The sequence below is a fragment of the Ruminococcus sp. NATIVEDY160 genome (assembly GCF_045819885.1).
In the GTDB taxonomy this organism is placed as follows: Bacteria; Bacillota; Clostridia; order Oscillospirales; family Acutalibacteraceae; genus Ruminococcoides.
This window is the reverse complement of the sequence record NZ_CP162391.1, coordinates 1,844,038-1,866,086: the sequence shown is the minus strand read 5'-3', so window position 1 is coordinate 1,866,086 and position 22,049 is coordinate 1,844,038. Positions and strand designations below refer to the sequence as shown.

At 45.9% G+C, this 22,049-nt stretch carries 21 protein-coding genes and 2 pseudogenes; 2 read left to right on the top strand and 21 right to left on the bottom strand.

Annotation, left to right across the window (positions count from 1 at the left end):
• Window positions 1-2 precede the first annotated feature (2 nt).
• The 3 genes from AB1I49_RS09170 to AB1I49_RS09160 all read right to left on the bottom strand — a co-directional run bounded on the left by AB1I49_RS09170 (window position 3) and on the right by AB1I49_RS09160 (window position 2,042).
• A complete protein-coding gene (locus AB1I49_RS09170) occupies window positions 3-695 on the bottom strand; it encodes an ABC transporter ATP-binding protein (protein ID WP_407720785.1) in 693 nt (230 codons plus the stop codon).
• Complete coding sequence (locus AB1I49_RS09165) at window positions 695-1,270, bottom strand: TetR/AcrR family transcriptional regulator (protein WP_407720784.1); 576 nt, start codon at window positions 1,268-1,270, stop codon at window positions 695-697. Before AB1I49_RS09165 ends, AB1I49_RS09170 begins: the two co-directional genes overlap by 1 nt.
• A 379-nt stretch (window positions 1,271-1,649) precedes the next feature.
• Entirely contained in the window at window positions 1,650-2,042 is a 393-nt protein-coding gene (locus AB1I49_RS09160; protein WP_407720783.1) for a hypothetical protein, read from the bottom strand.
• A 296-nt stretch (window positions 2,043-2,338) separates the two neighbouring features.
• Here AB1I49_RS09160 and AB1I49_RS09155 point away from each other — a divergent pair.
• Window positions 2,339-2,635: pseudogene (locus AB1I49_RS09155) on the top strand (transposase); the annotation flags it as partial.
• 63 nt (window positions 2,636-2,698) lie between these two features.
• On the opposite strand, the gene AB1I49_RS09150 reads toward AB1I49_RS09155, so the two are convergent.
• The 8 genes and pseudogenes from AB1I49_RS09150 to AB1I49_RS09115 all read right to left on the bottom strand — a co-directional run bounded on the left by AB1I49_RS09150 (window position 2,699) and on the right by AB1I49_RS09115 (window position 8,975).
• A complete protein-coding gene (locus tag AB1I49_RS09150; protein ID WP_407720782.1) occupies window positions 2,699-3,238 on the bottom strand; it encodes a type II toxin-antitoxin system PemK/MazF family toxin in 540 nt (179 codons plus the stop codon).
• Window positions 3,239-3,314: 76 nt separating this feature from the next.
• Complete coding sequence (locus AB1I49_RS09145; protein ID WP_407720781.1) at window positions 3,315-3,833, bottom strand: RNA polymerase sigma factor sigma-70 region 4 domain-containing protein; 519 nt, start codon at window positions 3,831-3,833, stop codon at window positions 3,315-3,317.
• A 364-nt stretch (window positions 3,834-4,197) separates the two neighbouring features.
• Window positions 4,198-4,410, bottom strand: a pseudogene (locus AB1I49_RS09140) (hypothetical protein); the annotation flags it as partial.
• Window positions 4,411-4,555: 145 nt separating this feature from the next.
• Window positions 4,556-5,074: a flavodoxin domain-containing protein gene (locus AB1I49_RS09135; protein ID WP_407720780.1), complete on the bottom strand. Its 519-nt coding sequence runs from the start codon at window positions 5,072-5,074 to the stop codon at window positions 4,556-4,558.
• A 154-nt stretch (window positions 5,075-5,228) separates the two neighbouring features.
• Window positions 5,229-5,969 carry a TraX family protein gene (locus AB1I49_RS09130; RefSeq protein WP_407720779.1) on the bottom strand — a complete coding sequence of 247 codons (741 nt, stop codon included), beginning with the start codon at window positions 5,967-5,969 and terminating at the stop codon, window positions 5,229-5,231.
• Window positions 5,970-6,413: 444 nt separating this feature from the next.
• Window positions 6,414-7,346: a tyrosine-type recombinase/integrase gene (locus AB1I49_RS09125; RefSeq protein ID WP_407720778.1), complete on the bottom strand. Its 933-nt coding sequence runs from the start codon at window positions 7,344-7,346 to the stop codon at window positions 6,414-6,416.
• A gap of 2 nt (window positions 7,347-7,348) precedes the next feature.
• Window positions 7,349-7,786: an ImmA/IrrE family metallo-endopeptidase gene (locus AB1I49_RS09120; protein ID WP_407720777.1), complete on the bottom strand. Its 438-nt coding sequence runs from the start codon at window positions 7,784-7,786 to the stop codon at window positions 7,349-7,351.
• A gap of 28 nt (window positions 7,787-7,814) precedes the next feature.
• On the bottom strand, window positions 7,815-8,975 hold the full coding sequence (locus tag AB1I49_RS09115) for a zinc-ribbon domain-containing protein (protein ID WP_407720776.1): 1,161 nt from the start codon (window positions 8,973-8,975) through the stop codon (window positions 7,815-7,817).
• 626 nt (window positions 8,976-9,601) lie between these two features.
• Between AB1I49_RS09115 and ltrA the strand changes: the two genes are divergently transcribed.
• Window positions 9,602-10,900, top strand: a complete 1,299-nt coding sequence (gene ltrA, locus AB1I49_RS09110; protein WP_407720775.1) for a group II intron reverse transcriptase/maturase — start codon at window positions 9,602-9,604, stop codon at window positions 10,898-10,900.
• Between the two features lie 148 nt (window positions 10,901-11,048).
• Here ltrA and AB1I49_RS09105 read toward each other — a convergent pair whose 3' ends face one another.
• The 10 genes from AB1I49_RS09105 to gpmI all read right to left on the bottom strand — a co-directional run bounded on the left by AB1I49_RS09105 (window position 11,049) and on the right by gpmI (window position 22,043).
• Complete coding sequence (locus AB1I49_RS09105) at window positions 11,049-11,702, bottom strand: nitroreductase family protein (protein ID WP_216556253.1); 654 nt, start codon at window positions 11,700-11,702, stop codon at window positions 11,049-11,051.
• Between the two features lie 91 nt (window positions 11,703-11,793).
• Window positions 11,794-12,228, bottom strand: coding sequence for a C-GCAxxG-C-C family protein (locus AB1I49_RS09100; RefSeq protein WP_092965555.1), 435 nt, complete (start codon window positions 12,226-12,228; stop codon window positions 11,794-11,796).
• A gap of 48 nt (window positions 12,229-12,276) precedes the next feature.
• Window positions 12,277-12,762, bottom strand: a complete 486-nt coding sequence (locus tag AB1I49_RS09095) for a hypothetical protein (protein ID WP_092965553.1) — start codon at window positions 12,760-12,762, stop codon at window positions 12,277-12,279.
• A gap of 266 nt (window positions 12,763-13,028) precedes the next feature.
• Window positions 13,029-13,775, bottom strand: a complete 747-nt coding sequence (locus AB1I49_RS09090) for an alpha/beta fold hydrolase (protein WP_407720774.1) — start codon at window positions 13,773-13,775, stop codon at window positions 13,029-13,031.
• Window positions 13,776-14,026: 251 nt separating this feature from the next.
• Window positions 14,027-15,511 (bottom strand): lysine--tRNA ligase, encoded by a 1,485-nt coding sequence (gene lysS, locus AB1I49_RS09085; protein WP_407720773.1) that lies wholly within the window; start codon window positions 15,509-15,511, stop codon window positions 14,027-14,029.
• Window positions 15,512-15,523: 12 nt separating this feature from the next.
• The gene (gene greA, locus AB1I49_RS09080) at window positions 15,524-16,006 is read right to left on the bottom strand and encodes a transcription elongation factor GreA (RefSeq protein ID WP_186834249.1); all 483 of its coding nucleotides are present in this window, start codon (window positions 16,004-16,006) and stop codon (window positions 15,524-15,526) included.
• A gap of 42 nt (window positions 16,007-16,048) precedes the next feature.
• Complete coding sequence (locus tag AB1I49_RS09075; protein WP_407720772.1) at window positions 16,049-16,894, bottom strand: hypothetical protein; 846 nt, start codon at window positions 16,892-16,894, stop codon at window positions 16,049-16,051.
• A gap of 56 nt (window positions 16,895-16,950) precedes the next feature.
• Window positions 16,951-18,684 carry an ABC transporter ATP-binding protein gene (locus AB1I49_RS09070; protein WP_407720771.1) on the bottom strand — a complete coding sequence of 578 codons (1,734 nt, stop codon included), beginning with the start codon at window positions 18,682-18,684 and terminating at the stop codon, window positions 16,951-16,953.
• Window positions 18,681-20,417: an ABC transporter ATP-binding protein gene (locus tag AB1I49_RS09065; RefSeq protein WP_407720770.1), complete on the bottom strand. Its 1,737-nt coding sequence runs from the start codon at window positions 20,415-20,417 to the stop codon at window positions 18,681-18,683. Before AB1I49_RS09065 ends, AB1I49_RS09070 begins: the two co-directional genes overlap by 4 nt.
• A 105-nt stretch (window positions 20,418-20,522) precedes the next feature.
• Window positions 20,523-22,043 carry a 2,3-bisphosphoglycerate-independent phosphoglycerate mutase gene (gene gpmI / locus AB1I49_RS09060; protein ID WP_186834253.1) on the bottom strand — a complete coding sequence of 507 codons (1,521 nt, stop codon included), beginning with the start codon at window positions 22,041-22,043 and terminating at the stop codon, window positions 20,523-20,525.
• Between the last annotated feature and the right edge of the window lie 6 nt (window positions 22,044-22,049).

The following is a 22,049-nucleotide window of genomic DNA, read 5'->3' as shown; positions in this document are numbered from 1 at the left end:
CGTCACCACCCGATCTCGTATGCCGTCTTTTTCTCCGTGTTTTCGGTAACGCTGACGATTTTGCCGCTGTTCATCTTAATGATTCTGTCGGCAGTTTCGGCTATATTGCTGTTGTGCGTTACCATAATCATCGTAAAGCCCTGTTCCTCGTGCAGCCTGATGATATAGTCGAGTACCTGTCTGCCTGTTTCTTCATCTAATGCTCCTGTCGGCTCGTCAAGAAAAAGTACCTTCGGATTCTTTGCGAGCGCTCTTGCTATCGCTACACGCTGTTGTTCGCCGCCGCTGAGTTCTGATGGTAATTTTCTGCGCTTATCGGATAAGCCGACCGCTTCGATATATTTCAGATAATCCTTGTTATTGTCGAGGTCAGCGCCCATCCTTACATTCTTTTCTACATTTAGATGTGGGAGCAAATAGTATTGCTGAAAGATATAAGCCGTGTTCTCACGTCGGAATTTCGTCAGATCCTTTTCGCTCATATTGCTGAGTTCTTGGCTGTCATAAACAACACAACCGCCGTCTGAAGTCTCCAAGCCCGAAATGACATTGAGAAAGGTTGATTTTCCTGAACCTGAAGCGCCGAGTATGACGATAAACTCACCATCATTAATGCGAACGGAAACACCATCCAGCGCTTTAAAGCGACTTTCGCCTTTTCCGTAATATTTTGTTAAATCATTTATCTCTATCATTATGATTTTCCTTTCAGTCTTTCTGTCAGCAATGCTTTGAAAACTTCCGTCAGCATTATGCCGATCTCATCTTCCGTAAAACGACACATAGATGTTGCGCAAAGGGTGGCAATGCCGTGAGAATATATCCACAGGTGTCTGTACAATATTACAGCGTCATCTGCCGATACAGGATATTCATCGGTAATTGATTTTAAAATATCGGTATAGTTGTCATCAATTTCGGGGAGTATTCTATTTATGCCTATATTACCGGATGTTTTTCGCATAAACAAAAGTTGAAACAGCTTCGGCTCATTTATTGCAAACTGAATATATGACTGACCAACGCCCTTAAAGGCAGGGGTTTGCTGTAATCCTTGCTCAACATATTCGGAATATATCTCACGAGCTTTTGCTTCAATCCCGTTAAGCACCTCGCCCATATTATCAAAAACGGTAAATATCGGTCTTGCCGAGCTGCCAAGATAATTGCCGATTTCTCTTGCAGTAACGGCAGAAATGTCACGCTCACGCAGAATTGCTAAGCCTGCGTCGATAATGTCTTCTTTTGTAAATTTTGCTTTAGGGGGCATAATAAGCTCCTTTCTAAAACAATCGTTTTATAACGTTTGTTTTATTATAAAGTATAATAATCGTTTTGTCAATAGCTGGATTTGTAACGCCCAAACTCGCAATGAAATGAAAATACCCTACTTACCAAGAATTACTCCCCGGAAAGCGAATAAACAGTGATTTTTGAAGCTGAAAAGCGTTACATATCATAAAGTATAACTCATATAGAAAATTGCCGACGGAGCTTTGATTTGAAACCTCCGTCGGCTTTGTCTCGCTATCTTTTCAGTAAACACGTTTGTTAGGTTATAAGGCTCTTGAAAATCAATTTTTCTTATACCGAGAGTTTGATTTGAACCATTCACATTTTTGTATAGATAAAATTCCTTTATTTCCATCTCACTGTTCCTCAAAAAGATCAGGGAAATTATAACGAAAAACAGCAGCCATATACTTTGTAAGCAAATGGTCATATACCATAGTCGGAGTAATCTCGTAATCACCCTGATACCCATACTTCATAATAAACTCAGCGTCGTCACAATGCTCTTCAAAACTATCATCAGGATCAACGGTATTGCCTAATTCGAGGTCATCTGCGTATCCAATTTCATCGTAGATATAACACACGCCGTTAATACTCGGTGAATCAAGGCATATATCTCTTTTACTGTTGAATTGAAAGAATTGAAACTCATAAATCTCAATCTCATAATAGCTGACGGCATCAGATATATTTTTCCACGGATTATTATTCCATAGTCTGCCTTCAACTATTTGTTCAATATCCAAAAGTAGATTGTGAAGTTTGTTGGATATATGCGGAGAAACAAACAACGAATGAGAATAAACGCTCTGATTAAGAGAACGAACTTTGTTGACTGCGTTTTGAGTGTTCGCAATCTCCTGCTGTTTACGAGTACCTTTTCCTTCCTCCGGCTGAAAATGAGTAATTAGTCACTGCCTTCAAAACAAGCAATCAGTAAAATTCTCGATAAACAGTGCATTTTTCATCGAAATGTGCTATAATAAGTGCAAGAAAATAATCAAGAGCAATAAAAAAGCTTGCACTTAAGTTAGAGGACAGTATGTACAAGTTCCATAGAAATCAACAAATGAGTTTTACAGATTTCAATCAGCCCGCAGGGATGCAGATGGATCCTGAGAACCGCTGGGTAAAGAAGGCTGCGAGTATACCGTGGTACGACATCGAGATAAAATATGCCGCGCTGTTTCCGAGCGAGACCGGTATGCCGGCAAAACCTTTACAAACAGCTCTCGGGTCGCTGATGATCCAGAAGAAATATGATTATTCCGACCGTGAGCTTGTCGAGCAAATCAAGGAGAATGCCTACTACCAATACTTTATCGGACTTCCGGGATATTCTTATATCGATATGTTTGTATTAGCCAACGGAGTAGTTCTTACCGAAAAGCAAGCCAAGCGGTTAACGGTCATCAAAGAGCTGTATGAACAGCAAAAGTACATAGCCGAAGCCCTGACATTGGTCGCACCTGTCCTTGATATTTGTCAGCGGATCTACTCGCTTCACAATCAGTTCCGGCACATATTTGTACTTGTTCAGGCAGCTCGGACACAGGCAACGGATATTAGCCTTGTTATATCGGGTGTAGTCCCAATATCCGTATAGCTTCATTAAGCCGTTATGGATACGGCGCAAGACATTATCGTCGTTGATATGACCTACATAATTGACTAACTCCTCCTTGTTCACAGCTCTTTGCTGTTCGAGCATAATCATTGAAGGATCAGTCAGCCCATACTTATCCTCTATCAAGATATGTGAGGGAAGAAAGGTCTTTCTAATGGCGGTGGTAATAGCCGCCACCATAATCGTAGGTGCTTTGAGATTGAAGTTATCTGCCTGCAATACTACAACAGGTCTGTATCCGTTCTGTATTGAGCCTTCGTTCTCGCCGTAATCATAAAGGTAAATATCGCCCCGTTTGATTTTTCTGTTGGTCATTTTTAATCCTCTTTTCAGCAAATATTATTGAAAGGAAATTACCCTTTCACTATTACCCACTGGGAGAGCGATTTTGTTACCCCATTTTCCAAAATTTTTTTATTTTTTTGATAGCTCTCGCAATCGTTCTGCTTGCAGACGCTTTGCTAATTCCTTCTTCCTCTGCTATTTCTGATATAGTAAATTGATGTTTGCAAAACTGAATGATTCGCTTTTTTTCTATATTTGTCAAACAACTCAGTTTCTTTTCAAATTCAATCATTTCGCATACCTCTTTAGAAAAATCAGGTAATGCTATTTCAGGATATTCCTGCTCTATTAGCCCAGAATCATAATCAAATGTTGTAGTATCCCTTAACATTCTCATTTCAAACTTCTTCTCATTGTTCTTGAATTCTCGTCTAATTTCCAAAAAACTGCTATCCATAAAGATATACGGGGCATAACCCTCCAATTCAGAAGCAAAAGTCGATTCCACATAGCTCTGTTCCAATTCAGAAACAACACCATATCTCTCTTTACCTGTCCAATTCTCATATTCAAGAGTCAGGTCGATAACGGAATAGTTTTCATTGCTTTCAATAATTGTTTTCATCAGTAACTCCTTTCACGGAGCTGCCTGATGAAAAGATAAAAAGCCACTTGATACGTCGCCAACTGCCACAAGATAGACCTATACCTTATATATAAGGTATAAATCTAAATCAAGTGGCAATAGGAATCAACGCACCAAGCGGCTCCAAGCTCAAACTTGCTTTTTATAGTTTTTTATTATTTGATTTTGTTGGATAATATTAGAAAAAATTGGTTAATGTTAGTGGCTGGACGCCATTCTGAATGATATAGGTGGGAAAACGATTATCTCGCCGCAGTTAGGACATTTCTCGCTTGTGTAGCTATGTTCGCCCTTTAAGACAACAGATAGCTTATAATCACAGTATGGACATAAGCGAGCTAAGCCAAATTGAGAGTCCTTGCGGGTTAAAGTCGCTGAAAATCAAAATAAGACATGAAACAGCTACTTCTCCTATTCGTTCTAAAATCAATAACACCTTGTTTTCACACTTTGCATATTCGTCATAGTCCTTAGGCTTGTTTTTTGTCCAGAAGAAATTAGGTATAAACAGCATTAAAAGAAAAATCAAACCAATATAAGAAAAGCCAAAATGCATAACCTTCACCTCAACAAATTTCGATTTATCTTGCTATAATTATATCATTTCAGCCTGATTTTGTCTATCCGTCAAACAAAAAAAGACCTTGATGAAAACGAATCCATCAAGGTCAAATTCATAAAATATGCGTCAGTACAAGTTGCTAAATACATTTGAGAATAGGATCGATATATTTTTTATCAGTCCAATCACACTTGTTTTCTCCGGCATCCATTATTGCTTTCTCCCATATTTCATAATCGGCAGGATCCTTTTTGCTTACTGCTTTTCTCAGCATTTTACACAGTGTCTTGTCCTTGAACGACATTGAATCCATATCCCATGCACCACGGCAATAAAAAATCGGAATATCAGATAGTTTATCCTTCATATTATGACTTCTGATCTGCTTAAAAGCATCTTCGTCATATGGGGACGCACAGCAGAAAAACACGATTATCTTCTTATCGAATAATACATCGATATTCCTTTTCAAAAAAGAAAGACCGGCTATACCCATTGCATATATTCCACCGCCTAATACGATGATGTCATATTTTTCGACTTCTTTTATATTCGCTTTTTTCGTTTCGACACATTCAAATCCCGTAGCTTCCGATATCCAATCGGCGTATTTTTTTGTAGCACCGTATTTGGATTGATAAAGAATAATACCTTTCATAATTCTGCGCTCCTATATTTTCCGATTTGTCTTTTTGAAATTATATCATTTCAGTCTGATTTTGTCTATACCCCAAATAAAACAGGCAACCTCATATAAGGCTGCCTGCGATTGCCATAATAGTAAATGCAATAAATCAGAATTTATCGACAGCCTAAGGGAAGATACTTCCGTTTCCAATGAGCACCCTGATAATTCCAATTGCAAACAGATGCGCCGGATAATAGAGATAGAAAAACCATTTCATGCCTTTCCATTTTCCCCTCTCACCGTTATACTGCTTCAAAATCGGTAATGATAACAGCGTACACATCTGAAGGATTCCATACGCTTTGTCCATAAAGATAAAATATACGACTGCATAAATTGTTGTCCATATGAGCATAGTAAGCGATTGTTTCTTGAAATCGCCGCGATTCATGTATAAGTATACCGGACACATAGCCGCCACAGTTGACCAATCCGATGGGAAGGTAATAAAGCAGATAATCAGGATCAAAACAATTTTACCCCACTGCGGCAACTGATCCGTTGTAAATATGACCATCAAAACTACCGACCAAGCAAGCGACCACATCACACTGGTCATATTGAAAAATCCGTTAGGAATAAATGGTATTCCTCCGGCAAAGTTATAGGCAAAATGCGATATTACAGCGAAAAGGAACAGTCGGGCAATATACTTTTTTACGTTTCGAGTGTAATGAAATCCCTCTGCAATAAAGAACCACATAATTGGCGCTGTCAATCTTCCTATCGCGTGAAGAAGCATGACCCACCATATCTTTTGACATCCAGGAAATAGTAGCCAAGTTACATGGTCGATTGTCATCGCAATAATGGCAATCAGCTTTATTTCATTGGAGTTTAGTCCTGTTTTCTTAATTGTATCCATTCCGGTTCTCCTGCAAAACTCCGATTTATCTTTCTATCATTATATCATTTCTGCCTGATTTTGTCTATCCGTCTAACAAAAAAAGACCTTGATGAAAACGAATCCATCAAGGTCAAATTCATTAAAATATGCGATTGATTTTACTCTGCACAACTTTCTGCACCGTTTGGCGTAAGTTTGGCGTAAATGGCGTAAATCCGAGACATCGCAACTCTCGAAACCCGCATAAACACTGGGGTTTTGGGGTGTTACTTATCTAAGGATTTCATTGTCGGGATTGCCAAGGTCGCCGTTTTGTAAGCTCCCAAAAGCTCATAAATCCTGTTATTTTCAGCGTTTAAAATCCTTCGATTTTTTATAACCTAACACAACTTATTATGTTGCTTGTTCAAAACGGTGTAAGTTTTGGTGTAAATGGTGTATACGGTAAAAACGTGATGTCATTTATTGCTCTGGAATTAAGTACGTTTCAAGAGTTTGAAACTCTGACTTCTTCAGAGCCTTTGTCGCATCAGTATAGATATTCATAGTCGTTGAAATATCATTATGACCGAGAGTATCCTGCATCACTTTGATATTGATGCCCGCTTCACACATTCTTGTCGCAAAACTGTGGCGTAATGAGTGGCAACTGAAATGAGGGAGTAATACGGTAGCGTTCTCGTCCTTAAGCAGTTCCTCGTCGTTACAATCCCGTATGATTCTGCGAATTGCTTTATTCAAAGTTCCTTGCTGATGGGTTTTCCCGTTTTTGTTTAAGAAAACAAAATCCGTATATCCATCAATGACCACATTGCAACTTATACCCATCTTTTCCTGATAGTCCCTTTCCATCAAGAAAGCCTCTCTGACTGAATCAATCATCGGCACTTGGCGGTTACCCGCTTTGGTTTTGGGCGTGTTAATATTGAAATAGCAGCCATTCTTAGCAACTTCTTCTCTATGACAATAATACACCAAAGTATGGTTTATGTCAATAAGTCCTTCATCAAAGTCGAGATCACACCATCTAAGTCCGGTCAGTTCTCCAACACGAAGTCCCGTTCCTAACATTACTGCGAATAGTGGATACCAATGATTGTATTGATGATTGTTCCTAAGATAATTCAGGAATAAATCCTGTTCTTCCTTTGTTAATGCTCTCCTTTTTTCCGTCTGGAAAACGTGAGATTTTTTGAGTTCTTTCAAAACGTTATCAGTCGGATTATTCCTGATATAATCATCATCAACGGCTAATTGGAAAACCTGATAATCGCAGTAAGGACACAGACGAGCTAATCGCAGCTCTGACTTGCACCTCGTCCTCAACCTATCCTGTTCTTCTTTAACCCTTGCGTAACGCTCAGGATCATTTTCTTTTGCATTAAACTTTGCCAATTTCATATACCTCCATCATAATACACATTCGTTAAGTCGTAGGGATTGCTAAAGAAGTTTTTCTCGACCAAACCAAGCTGTGTAAGCCTGATAGAAAGAGCCGTTTTTGAAACTCCCAAGAAATCCGCCATAGCTGAAAATTGTTCGTATTCGTAAGTTGCATAAACCTTATTAATCATCTCAATCTTATCTCCCAAGCTAAAAAGAAACATAGCTTGTCTGATTAATTCTTCCGGCATAAGTATAACCGAAGCAATTCCATTTGCCTGCCATTCCTCCCAATCCATTCTTTTGTGTGGCTGCGGTTGTGAAAGACAGAAATGTATTTTTTTATTGCTCCCACCATATTCATTTGGAAATAGCATTTTTAAGATTTGATGACCTGCTTCGTGGGATTTGGTAAAATTACATCTACCAATTTGGGAAACATCATCATTCAAGTCCCTCTCTATAAGGATTGTTTTGCCGTCAAGTTTGCTGCGCTGTATCACCTGTCGCAACGGTATTGTTACCTGAGTAGAAACCATATCCCAAAATTTCTTTGTTGCCAATGCTGTACTGATTCTCGCAAACCTTATCGCCGCTATTGCCTTCGATTGTGTAAACTGTGCCGCCCTCAACTTTTTCAACGATACCCGTGTGATCGCCACCACCATCAAGTCCGTCATCTGCCCAATCAAAGAAGATTATCATACCCGGTTCCGGTTCTTCTGAGCCATCAAGCCATTGGTCTTTGTTCTTAAACCATACAACTCCATCATCAACAACAGAATACTTTGGAATAGTACCGCTCTCAATATAACCGCACTCATTCGCACACCACGAAACAAAGCAACAGCACCACTCAACACGGGAGCTGAAACCGTACCAGCTCCAATAAGGCTTTCCGCCGACGTTTCCAAGCTGTTCCTGCGCTATAAGGACAATATCGCTGTTCGAGCCTGTTACTCCGTGCAAAAGCTCTCGCCACAAATCGTTGTTCTCGTCCGAAAGTAACTGACGGCACATTTTCTTCTGTTCCGCAGTAAACCCTTTATTGGTCATTATCGTTTCGAGGTCAACGTGGGACACGGTTATATAAAGAGCTTTCTTTTGGACTTGCTTATTAACTTTCTTGACCTTACCGTCTTTTTGCTTTTCCTCGACCTGTTCAGTTTCGGTGTACGTTTCTATTCTGTGGTCAATCTTGTTAATTTCCCAAAATAGGTTACGGATATATTCTTCCTTGCTTTCGTCAAGGGTGATGACCTGCACTTCATCAGGATTTACCCTTTGCTCTGTTCTGCGTGATACGGTTAAGAATTTCCACCAAGCCTTGCGATTAGCAAAAACAGTAACTTGTGTGGGGAGTAGAGGGGCGTTTCTGGCTGACCACTCTGCGGCAAGTTCAGGCTTTTGAGAAGCGAGGTCATTGAAGCCCTCTAATATCGCATTGTGGGAACAGTAAGGACAACCACTTCCGCCGATTACTCTGTTTTTTACTGAAGCTCTCCATTCGTGTCCGCATTTGCCTTTCCACCATACTATTTTATTAGAGCCGTGCGTTACGCTGTTCGGCGTAAGAGGTAAATTGCGTTGTGACCATTCATTTATAAGTTCAGGGCAAACATCAGCTAACATTCTTTTCATACCTTATCCTCTCCTTTACCTATATTATATAGGAAACAGGAGAAAATCGTAGTTTGCGATTCGTTTCAGGGCATAAAAAACAGGCAACCTCATATAAGGCTGCCTGCGATTGCCATAATAGTAAATGCGATAAATCAGAATTGTGCGCCCAGACGAAGGGCGGATAGTCTAGCAGGTGAGAAGCCTGCACGGAAAGGTTTAGCCAACCACCGTTAGCGAGTCTTGTGCTGTAAACAGTAATGTTTACAGTAAAGCGTAGACAGCGAGGAAGTGGGGTTACAGGGTGATGGAGCCTCGAAATTTTACCATTCGGAGGGCTGACGCTTTAATTCCAGCGGAAAGCAAAATGTGTAAATCGTTAGGGCGAGATGAAACACACCTCTGCGGGGTCAAAGAGCCAATCACGCTTCACATAGTGACTATCCAGTCAACTGGGGAGAGCCTGTATTTTCTTCAATAAGAAGTATGATGGAACGACGGTAAAACGGAGAAAGTCAGATGAAATACAGGCAGTCGGACAGCTTCATAGTACCGAAGAAGTCGGGTAATGCCGACAGAGGGAAGGGAGTTGCATAATAAAGGTCTTTCTGAGGACACATTAGCCGTACTCAGGGACGGAGGAACTAATGGAAACGAAATTGGGAAGAATAGCATCGAAGTCAGCAAATACAAAACGACCTGAGTTTACGTCGCTGTACCATCTCATCAACAAAGAAATGCTAATGCAATGTCATAGGGAACTGGACGGAAGCAAAGCTGTCGGTATAGACGAAGTTACCAAAAGAGAATACAATGAAAATCTCGAAAGTAACATCGAAAGCCTTGTAGACAGACTGAAAAGGAAAGCCTACAAACCGCAGCCTTCGCTGAGAGTATACATTCCCAAAAGCAACGGCAAAATGAGACCGCTGGGTATTGCGTGCTACGAGGATAAGATTGTACAATTAGCATTGAAGAAGATTCTTGAAGCGATATACGAACCAAAATTTCTGAATTGTATGTATGGATTCAGACCAAACAGGAGCTGTCATACAGCAGTAAAAGCTCTGTATGACCAGATTAACTTCAGAAAGATAACGAGGATAGTAGACGCAGATATCAAGGGATTCTTCGACCATATGAAGCACGAATGGATACTTAAGTTTCTGAATTACTACATCAAGGACAAGAATATTCTATGGTTGGTTGAGAAATATCTAAAAGCAGGAATCATAGATAACGGAAGTCTTGTGAAAGGTAATGAGGGAACGGCACAGGGAAATATAATCAGCCCGGTGCTGGCAAATATCTATATGCACTATGTTCTGACACTGTGGTTCTACATTATTGTGGCGAAGGAGTGTAAAGGCGAGTGCTTTCTTGTGGTTTACGCAGATGATTTCATAGCAGGATTTCAATATCCGTGGGAAGCTGAACGGTTTTACGAACAGCTTAAGAGTCGAATGGCAAATTTCGGACTTGAACTTGAAGAAAGCAAGAGCCGAATTGTAGAAAGCGGACATTATCTTGCAAATGCAAAAGCCAAACGCGGCGAATCAACGAGATTTAAAACATTTGACTTTTTGGGCTTCACCTTTTATTGTGGAAGAACAGTAAAGGGAAAGCCGTGGATTATGCCCAAAACCAGTAGTAAGAAATTTCGACAGAAACTCAAGGAAATGAAAGAATGGCTATACTGCAATAAGGAACAAAAACTCGGTAAACTTATGTATATGCTGAACATTAAACTCATAGGGCACTACAGGTACTATGGGATAAGTTTCAACAGCAGAATGATAAGTAATTACAGACAGCAGGTCAGAGAATTGCTGTATAAAGTGCTGAACAGAAGAAGTGAAAAGAAAAGCTATACAAGAAAGGGCTTTATAGAAATGATGAAATATTACACTCTTGCAAAGCCGAAAATCTACTACAGCTTATTTTGATGATGTGAATTTTATTATGAAGAGCCGTATGCGGGAAAACTGCACGTACGGTTCTGTGAGGGGCTTACATTGTGAGGTGTAGGTCTACTCGACTGTCAGATAATAATTACAGACAGAAAAATGCTTTTGTAATGCTCACCCATAGGGATCACACCCATTCAAAACAATCCTTACCCGCTCCAAGTTCAAAGTGGTATTTCACAAGACCTGTATCCACACCGGTAAAGATGCCGTTATCGCAGGAGATAGATACCTTATTTCCTTTACCTTTGATGGTGAATGCCTGTTTTGCCAGTGCGGTAGGTGCCAAGAGTGCTGCTTCAATGCCGTTCTTAAACCACTGTGGTGCTTCTCCGTCATATGAACTGACCTGTTCTGCTGTCTTTGTCTTATGTGGAACACCTTGTGTCTGGCCATAACCAACAGCGATGATTCCTACAGGCTTTGCACCTTCGATTTTTTTCTGTGCTCCTTTTCGATTATAGGTACCGCCGACCCACCATGTATTCAGTCCCAGCGTCTGTGCGTAAAGCATCAGATCAGCTCCACAGTATCCACACAGTTCATCTGCACCATCAGGCCCGGCCATGATAAAGAAATTGTTGACCCCCTTAGCGAGGATCAGTTTGATCACACCGGGAACAGCACTATCATCATTGGTCATCAATTTGATAGATAGTCCATACTGCTCATTATTCTCTCTTACCCGACGATTCAACTTTTCTACGATATCCTCCGGAATAGGTTCATCAGTGTACTTTCGAACCATATGACGTTCTTTCATTGCCTGCTTCATATCCATGTTATTTACCTCCTCGCACCTCGGTGCCTGTTTATAAGAGAAATGAATATTCCTACAAATCCCGATTTTTCTTTTGATTATTATATCATTTTCATTCAATGATTTCCTCAAGAACCCGAACGGCAAGCGCTACCATATCTCTGCAGGTCGTGGTGAATAATTCGTGCTTTACAGCGTATTCTACTCCCTCCTGCGTGGTAATATCACAGCCGAGTATCTCATTGCAGATATATGTTCCGTTTAGTTCCTTAAAGCGATCCAGAAAACGGTTAGTCATCTGATTGGTTTTGTTTCGACTGTCGAGATCGTCCTTATCGGCTTGACCGTACATCATTCCGAGCACCATCAACGCTCCCGAACAAGCTCCGCACACCTCGCCTTTTCTCATTCCTGCGTTAAAGCAGGCGGCGATTTTCAACGCTTGTTCTTCCGTTAATCCGAGCTCGTCGGCATATGCGGCAAGAACAGACTGTGAGCAATGAAATTTATCTTTGAAATAGGATAACGCTTTTTCTTCGTGTGTCATTTAAATCCTCTCCTTAGTATAGATTAATGCTGTAAATCAGAATTTGTGTTATCGCTTTTCCCGACTGGTAATTTCCTTTTTGTGCATCAGGTGAATACCGATGTGCCCGATTCCTAAAATGATACCGGCTGCAAAAAGAAAAGGATTTTTCCCATAAACCGCAATAAATAAGACTGATAAAACAGGCAGGGTTGCGCCTGCCACAGGGATACCTAAATAACTGCTGTAAAAATCTTTCATCGTTTTTTCACTTCTGAAATAGCGAATCCAGTATAGTTCATAAAGAATCATGCAACCAAACGAAGCAAAAAGCCAAAGAAGCCAAATTGAGAGTCCTTGCGGGTTAAAGTCGCTGAAAATCAAAATAAGACATGAAACAGCTACTTCTCCTATTCGTTCTAAAATCAATAACACCTTGTTTTCACACTTTGCATATTCGTCATAGTCCTTAGGCTTGTTTTTTGTCCAGAAGAAATTAGGTATAAACAGCATTAAAAGAAAAATCAAACCAATATAAGAAAAGCCAAAATGCATAACCTTCACCTCAACAAATTCCGATTTATCTTTCTATCATTATATCATTTCAGCCTGAATTTGTCTATCCGTCAAACAAAAAAGACCTTGATGAAAACGAATCCATCAAGGTCAAATTCATTAAAATATGCGATTGTTTATCTTACCTATATTATATGAGAAACAGGAGAAAATCGAAGTTTGCAATTCGTTCTTGGGCATAAAAAATCAGGCAACCTCACATAAGGCTGCCTGCTATAGTATAGATTAATGCTGTAAATCAGACTTTATCTGCCCTGAACAATTTGTCGTATGGCATTTGCATATTGAGCTGCGTGATTCATTGAATACTCTCCGTGTTTAAGACCGTCTAAACAGTTCATTCTACAGGAGGGGCGCATTTTACAAATGACTTCTGCCGAACGCAGTATTTCTCTTGTTTCTTTTGCTCCAACATAAACGTGAATTTCAGCAGACGATTCTCTGAAAGCATCTTTCAGAGAGTAGGACGTATTTGCTTTTAGAAAAGCAATCATATCCTGCTTTTTTATCCGGCAAGTGTCCCTGTAATAGTCCTCAAAGAGTTCCGGCTTAATGTGCAGAGATTGAAACTGAAGCTTTGCAAAGCTTCTTTTCTTGATTAGCCAATAACTGCTGCCGAATGTCGGGGAAACCAACGCATTTGTCAGTTTTGACGGAATGACAGATGCACTCTCAACCAAAGCATAGGAGCAAATATCTTTGCGTTGTGACAGCATTTCAAGCAGAATCTGTCCGCCCAAAGAAAGACCTCCTATCAGTAATACAGAGCCATCTAATTGTTCATCAATGAATTCAATGATCTCGGACGCATTTTCTTCAATCGTAGTAAAAGGGTGATCACTCCCGGCGTGTCCGTCCAGAATCGGAAGGATGACATGATACTCCCCCTGTAGAAGCAATGCCACTTCCCGATAATTCCACCATGATAATCCACCTCCGTGGAGCAGAATGACCGCGTCTTTATGTTTCAGCCCATATTCCTGAAATATCATGGTTCTCGCACCTCGGTTTATTCCGATTTGTCTTGCTATAATTATATCATTTCAGCCTGATTTTGTCTATCCGTCAAACAAAAAAAGACCTTGATGAAAACGAATCCATCAAGGTCAAATTCATTAAAATATGCGATTGTTTTCGCTCTGCACAACTTTCTGCACCGTTTGGTGTAAGTTTGGTGTAAATGGTGTAAATTCGGTACTTCGTGAAGTTCAAAAACCGCATAGATAAGCCACTTTTGAGGTTGTTACTTATCGAGGGACTTCATTGTCGGGAAGAGCAGAACGTCTCTGATAGCAGGACTGTCGGTGAGGAGCATTGTCAGTCTGTCAATGCCGTAGCCGATGCCTCCTGTGGGAGGCATGCCGATTTCGAGGGCGTTGAGGAAGTCCTCGTCGGTAGTGTTAGCTTCTTCGTCGCCCTGAGCGAGCAGCGCTTCCTGAGCTTTGAAGCGCTCGCGCTGGTCGATCGGGTCGTTGAGCTCAGAGTAGGCGTTCGCCATCTCCCAGCCGTTCATGAACAGCTCGAAACGTTCAACATAGTTGGGATCCTCGGGCTTCTTCTTTGTCAGAGGTGAGATCTCGATCGGGTGGTCGATTACAAATGTCGGCTGGATCAGGTGCTCCTCGGCGAATTCCTCGAAGAACAGGCTGAGGATATCGCCCTTCTTGTGTCTGTCCTCAAACTCAACGTGGTGTTCCTTTGCGATTGCCTTTGCTTCCTCGTCGCTGTTGATCTCGTTGAAGTCGACGTTCGCGTACTTCTTGACAGCGTCGACCATTGTGATCCTCTCGAAGGGCTTGCCCAGATCCATCTCAACGCCGTTGTAGGTGATGGTGGTGGTGCCGAGCACCTCCTGGGCGACATGGCGGTAGAGGTTCTCGGTGAGATCCATCATGCCGTTGTAATCGGTGTAAGCCTGATAGAGCTCCATCAGGGTGAACTCGGGATTGTGACGGGTGTCAACGCCCTCGTTGCGGAAAACCCTGCCAATCTCGTAGACGCGCTCGAGGCCGCCGACGATAAGTCTTTTGAGGTAAAGCTCGAGGGATATGCGCAGCTTGAACTCCTCGTCAAGAGCGTTGGAGTGGGTGAGGAAGGGACGAGCCGCAGCGCCGCCGGCGTTGGCAACGAGCATGGGAGTCTCAACCTCGATAAAGTCCTGAGCGTCGAGGTAACGGCGGATAGCCGCGATGATCTTGGAGCGCTTGATAAAGGTGTCCTTTACCTCGGGGTTCATGATCAGGTCGACGTAGCGCTGACGGTAGCGCAGGTCGGTGTTAGTAAGTCCGTGGTACTTCTCGGGCAGGGGCTTGAGTGACTTCGAGAGAAGTCTGACCGCCTTGGCGTGAACCGAGATCTCGCCCATCTGGGTCTTGAAAACAAAGCCCTTGACCTCTACGATATCGCCGATATCCCACTTCTTGAGGAAGCCGTACTCCTCCTCGCCGAGGTCGTCGAACTTGGCGAAAATCTGAATCTTGCCTGTCTTATCGTGCAGATCGAGGAACGAAACCTTGCCCTTGCCGCGCTTCGACATGATTCTGCCGGCAACGCAGACGTCCCTGTTCTCATATTCCTCAAACTTCTCTTTAACTGTGGCGGTATAAACATCGCGGTCGCTCGTGGTGATGACAAAGGGATCTCTGCCGGCTTCTCTGAGCGCCTGGAGCTTTTCGTAGCGAACCTTGATAACGTCGCTTGTGTTTGCCTGCTGTGGCTTGTTACCCATATTTCAACTTCCTTACTTAGTAATTTCGAGAATCTTGATGCCGACAATGCCGCCGGGTGTTTCAACCTCGACAACGTCGCCGACGCTCTTGTCCATCAGCGCAGCGCCGATGGGGCTTTCGTCGGAGATTTTACCCTCCTTGGGGTTGGCTTCATTTGAACCTGAGCCGACGATCTTGTACTGAACCTGTCTGCCTGTCGAGAGCATCTCGATCTTTACGACAGAGGTGAGGTGTACGCGCTCATTGGAGGTCTCGGACTCGTCGATGAGCACGGCGGTCTTGAGAATAGCCTCGATGGTGTTGATTCGGGCTTCCATGATCGCCTGTTCGTTCTTGGCGTCGTCGTATTCGCTGTTCTCGGAGAGGTCGCCGAAGGAACGCGCGACCTTGATCTTCTCCGCGATTTCCTTACGCTTTTCGTTTTGTAAAAATGCAAGTTCATCTTCGAGCTTTTTCAAGCCTTCCGCGGTGAGCATTGTAGGTTTTGCTGCCATATCAAAAACTTCCTTTCAGTGAAAATTGTTTTGGTTACACACTCACCTATTATATGCCTTTTTTGCGCGGTTGTCAAGAAGCTCCGAGAGGGAATTGACGGTTTGAGAGCCGTATTTTCCGCAGCAGTTAAGGGGTACTATCGACCCGAGCTCGTACTGCGCGCCGAGGGTGTAGAGTGCTGAGCAGAAATACTCCTCGCTGAGCTCGTCGGGCTTGAGCGCGTCAAAGCCGTTCGGCATGCGGAAGCTGTATTTGTAGTAAACCTCGCCGCTCACAGGGGTTGACGGTTCGCCAGAGGTGAGGACTACCGCGTCGGGACTGAGCTTCAGCGGCACATCAATACCCGTCGGAGCGAGGACAAAGCCGCAGCGTTCAAGCTCAGAGAGGTTTCTTGTCACGGTGACAGGCGCGCCGAGCTCGGTCAGAGCGCGCTCGCGGGCGAGGGAATAGATTTCATTGTCACCCTCGATTACGACGGGGTTGACGCAGTAGGCGAGAGATTGCAGAAGGTAGTCCGACGCGACGCCCTTCGGGTCGTAAATCCCGCACCTGAGTCTTGCGGCGGACGGGCATAGTCTGAGAGTTTCGAGCGCCATGTTTGCGCACAGCCTTGCCGAGAACGACCGCGAATAAAACCGCCTGTAGCCGCTGGACATCGGGAAAACCAGCTTTTCGGAGCAGAGCAGCTGCGAGCGCTGGGCGCCTATCAGCCTGTCTGCGCGGTCGAGCCGCACCTCGCCGCTGTAGCTTGTATATGTAATGTGACGCAGGCTCACGCCTCTGGCGCGGCTGACCTGAACATCGACCCTGTCGCGGCGCAGACGGTTGCGCAGCCGTTTCAGTCCTTTCGCTCTCTCGGGAACATTTACGCTTAGTGCCGTTAACATAAAAAAACCTCCGCATATAATCTACGTCAATTATATGCGGAGAAGATGATAATTATTTACTGCTTTTCAAACTGCGAGTGATATAGCGTGTGGTAGAATCCGTGCTTTTTGAGCAGCTCCTTGTGGCTGCCCTGCTCGATGATGTTGCCGTCCTTCATGACGAGGATAACATCGCTCTCCTTGATCGTCGAGAGTCTGTGGGCGACAACAAAGCTCGTCCTGCCCTTCATCATCTTGGCGAACGCCTTCTGGACGCGGATCTCGGTCAGGGTATCGATGGACGAGGTCGCCTCGTCAAGAATCAGCACGCTCGGGTTAGTCAGCATAGCGCGCGCGATACAGAGCAGCTGTTTCTGACCCTGGCTGAGGTTGCCGCCGCCCTCGCTGATTTCGGTGTCATAGCCTTTTGGCATGCGCTTGATGAAGCTGTGGGCGTGCGCGGATTTCGCCGCCGCGATAACCTCCTCGTCGGTGGCGTTTTCGCTGCCGTAACGGAGGTTTTCCATGATCGTGCCGCAGAAAAGCCAGCTGTCCTGGAGAACCATTCCGTAGCTGCGCCTGAGCGCGTCGCGGCTGAGGTCGCGGATATCGGTGCCGTCGAGCAGGATCCTTCCTTCATTGACCTCATAGAAACGCATCAGCAGGTTGATAAGCGTTGTTTTGCCGCAGCCCGTGGGGCCGACGATTGCGACGTGACAGCCGCTCGGAACGTCGAGCGAGAAGTTCCTTATGAGAGGTTTTTCGGGAACGTAGGAGAAGCTGACGTCCTCGATCGTGACCCTGCCCCTGCAGTTTTTGAGCGGAGCCCTGTTCTTGTCGGGAGTTTCGTCCTTCCATTCGAGAACCTCAAAAACCCTCTCAGCCGCCGCGATGCCCGTGTTTAGCTGAGTCAGAACGCCCGTGACCTCGTTGAAGGGCTTGGTGTACTGGTTGGCGTAGGTGAGGAAGCACGACAGACCGCCGATGCTCAGACCGCCCGATATAACGGTGACCGCGCCGAAAACGCCGACTGCGGCATAGACGAGCGCGTTGACAAAGCGCGTGCTCGGGTTGGCGAGAGCGCCCGCGAACTGCGCCTTAAAGCCGACAACGTGCAGCTCCTCGTTGTATTTGTCAAAGCCCTCGAATGCGCGTTTCTCAAATGAAAACGCCTTGACGAGCCGCTGGTTTCCGACGTGCTCCTCGACGTAGGACGAGATCTCGCCCTGCAATATCTGCTGTGCTGTGAAGCGTCTGTGCGTCAGCCTGCCGATGAACGCCGCGAGAAACAGCGACATAGGCGTGAGCAGAAAGACCGCGATGGCGATTTTCCAGTCAATTGCGATCATGAAGCCGAGCGTGCCGATGATAGTGACGACGCCCGAGAATAGCTGCAGTATGAGCTGCGTCAGACCGTCGCCGACAGCGTCGACGTCGTTGATGACGCGGCTGATAAGATCGCCGTGTGAGTTTGTGTCGATCGCCGAGAGCGGCACGGTGTTGAATTTGCGGAAAACGTCGCGGCGCAGGTCGCGCACAAGGCGGAAGCTGATCAGGTTGACGAGGAAATTCATCAGCCACTGGCAGGTGGTAACGCCTATTATCGCGATTGCGATATAGAGGATAATTTGTGTAACCGCCTCAAAGTACACCTGCCCCTCGGCGATGATGTTGTCGATAGCCTTGCCGACGAGGACGGGAATCAGAAGTGTGAGTGAGATACTGACTACGGCGCTGAGCAGCGCAAGTATCAGCAGACCCATATGATTTCTGAGCCGCGGAATCAGCTTTTTTACAGCGGAGGATTTCATTTCGCCACCTCCGTTTCGCTGAGCTGGGAGAGGCAGATGTCGCGGTATACCTCGCAGCTCTCAAAAAGCTCTTCGTGCCTGCCCTGACCCGCGAGCCTGCCGTCGCTGAGAACGAGGATAAGGTCGGCATTTTTGATGGTTGAGCAGCGCTGTGTGACGATCAGGACGGTCGCGCCTTTTGCGTTTTCGGCGAGACCTTTTCTCAGCGCCGCGTCGGTCGCGAAGTCGAGAGCCGAGAAGCTGTCGTCGAGAATCAGTATCTCGGGCTGCGAAACGATCGCGCGCGCGATACACAGCCTTTGCCGCTGACCGCCGCTGAAGTTTTTGCCGCCCTGTTCAACGCGGCTGTCGAGCCCGTTCGGCAGCTTGTCGACGAATTCCGCTGCCTGGGCGATTTGCAGGGCGCGGTTGATTTCTTCGTCGCTTGCGTCCGGGTTCTGCCACTTCATGTTGTCGCGGATAGTGCCGCTGAACAGAACGCTCTGCTGCGGAACTATGCCGAATTTTTTTCTGAGCTGCTCCAAGGGATAGTCGCGAACGTCGTTGCCGTCGACGAGCACCGCGCCGTCCGACGTGTCGTAAAAACGGGGAATAAGCGAAATCAGCGTAGACTTACCCGAGCCGGTACCGCCGATTATGCCGACGGTCTGACCATTTTTGACGGTGAATGAAATGCCGCTGAGCTCGTCGTCACCGTCGCTGCTGTAGTTGAAGCGGACATTTCTGAATTCTATCTTCGGTGTATTTTCTTTTGCGGAAATATAATCATGGTTGATTTCGGCGACCGAGGGCTTTGTTTCAAAGACCTCGTTGATGCGTTTCGCGGACGCGCCCGCCTTTGTCATGAGGATAACGAGATTCGCGACGACTACCATCGCGAGCAGGATCTGGGTCATGTAGCTGACGAGCGCGACGATATCGCCCGTTTTCATTCCGCCCGCGTTGACGTTGACCGCGCCGAACCAGACAATCGCGATGATCGCGCAGTCGGTGACGAGGTAGGTGATCGGGCTGAGCAGCGCCGAAAGCTTACTGACGCGCACGGAGGTTCTCGTTAAGTCCTCGGTAGCCGCGTCGACGCGCGCTTTCTCGGTATTTTGTTTCGAGAACGCGCGGATAACCCTGTTGCCCGAGAGGTTCTCGCGCGAGATAAGGCCGATTTTGTCGAGCTTTTTCTGAACTGCGGCATATAGCGGCACGCTGCGGCTCATGACGAAGTAGAGCGTCAGCGCAATAAGCAGCGCCGCGCCGAAGAAAATCAGCGACATTCTGAGATTTATCGACATAGCCATTATCAGCGAGCCGATGATAATGAACGGCGCGCGGGTGAGCAGACGTATGCACATGGCGATGTTCTGCTGAACCTGATTTGTGTCGTTGGTGATTCGCGTGATCAGCGAGGGGGTTCCGAGTCTGTCGAGCTCCGCGTGCGAGAGCGAGTTGATGTGTCTGAAAAGCGCGCGGCGAATCTCGGTGCCTGCGCCCTGAGAAGCCTTTGACGCGAAATACTGGCAGAACAGCGCGCTCGTAAGACCTGTCGCCGCGAGCAGAATGAGCACTCCGCCCATTCTCAGGACGTATCCCGTGTCGTGAAGCTCGTTGATTCCGACGTCGATGATGTTCGCCATGACCAGCGGCACAAACAGCTCGAGTATCGCCTCAAACAGCTTGCACAGCGGCCCTATTATGACTTCTTTTTTGTAGCCTTTCAAAAATCGGCGGAGTTTGATCATGATTATTTCCTTCTTTTCCGGTACTCCTTTTATTATACACGATTCGCCCGAGATGTTCAACAAAAAAAGGCACACAGCCGAAACTGTGTGCCTGAAATGTAATCATCAGATAATGATCGACTTGCCGTCCATTTCCGCGGGCTGCTCAAGACCCATGATTTTGAGCATTGTGGGAGCGATGTCAGCAAGAACGCCGCCTTCGCGGAGCTTGCAGTCATAGCCGATAACGCAGAAGGGAACGGGGTTGGTGGTGTGAGCCGTGAAGGGCTTGCCGTCCTCGTCAACCATCTTGTCGGCATTGCCGTGGTCGGCGGTGATGATAGCCGCGCCGCCCATCTCAAGGATAGCGTCGACAACCTTGCCTACGCAGTCGTCAACCGCCTCAACCGCCTTGACAGCCGCGTCGAACACGCCTGTGTGGCCTACCATGTCGCAGTTCGCGAAGTTGAGGATAATCATGTCGTAGGTGCCGCTTTTGATAGCGGGAACGAGCTTGTCGGTGACTTCATACGCGCTCATCTCGGGCTGGAGGTCGTAGGTCGCGACTGAGGGTGACTTGACGAGAATTCTGTCCTCTCCCTCATATACCTTCTCGACGCCGCCGTTGAAGAAGAAGGTTACGTGAGCGTACTTCTCGGTCTCTGCGATACGAAGCTGCTTCATGCCGAGGGAGGAGATGTACTCGCCCATTGTATTCTTGAGCGTCTGGGGCTTGAACGCGATCTCCACGTTGGGCATTGTCGCGTCGTACTGAGTCATGCAGACGTAGTTGAGCGGGAAGAAACCGTTTCTGCGCTCAAAGCCGCTGAAATCTGGGTCGACAAAGGTGCGTGTGATCTCGCGCGCTCTGTCGGGGCGGAAGTTGTAGAAGATAATGCTGTCGTTGGGCTTTACAGCCTCGCCGCCCTTGATAACGCAGGGCAGAACGAACTCGTCGGTCACGCCGTTCTTGTAGGAGTTCTTGATAGCCTCAACGGGGCAGTCCTCGTCTACGCCCTCGCGGTAAACGATAGCGGAGTACGCCTTTTCAACGCGCTCCCAGCGGTTATCTCTGTCCATCGCGTAGTATCTGCCCATTACGGTGGCAATCTTGCCTACGCCGATCTTGTCGAGCTCCTTGACGCAGTCCTCCATGTACTCCGCGGCGCTTGAGGGCGGAACGTCTCTGCCGTCGAGGAAGGCGTGAATGTAAACCTTCTCAAGGCCGAGCTTCTTAGCAAGCTCAACAATGCCGTAGAGGTGGGTGATGTGGCTGTGAACGCCGCCGGGTGAGAGCAGTCCCATGAGGTGGAGAGCGGTGCCGTTGTCAACCGCTTTCTTGATTGCGCTTACAATGACCTCGTTATCCTTGAGCTTGTCCTCGTTGATAGTCTTGGTGATGCGGGTGAGCTCCTGATAAACGATCCTGCCCGCGCCGATGTTGGTGTGGCCAACCTCGCTGTTGCCCATCTGACCGTCGGGCAGACCGACGTCCATACCCGAAGCGCCGATCTGAGTCAGCGCGTTTTCCTTAAAGAGTCTGTCGAGATTCGGGGTGTTGGCGGCGAGGATCGCATTAGCCTTTTCCTCGCCCTTTTTGCCCACGCCGAAGCCGTCGAGAATCATCAGAATCAAAGGTTTTTTCATTGTGAA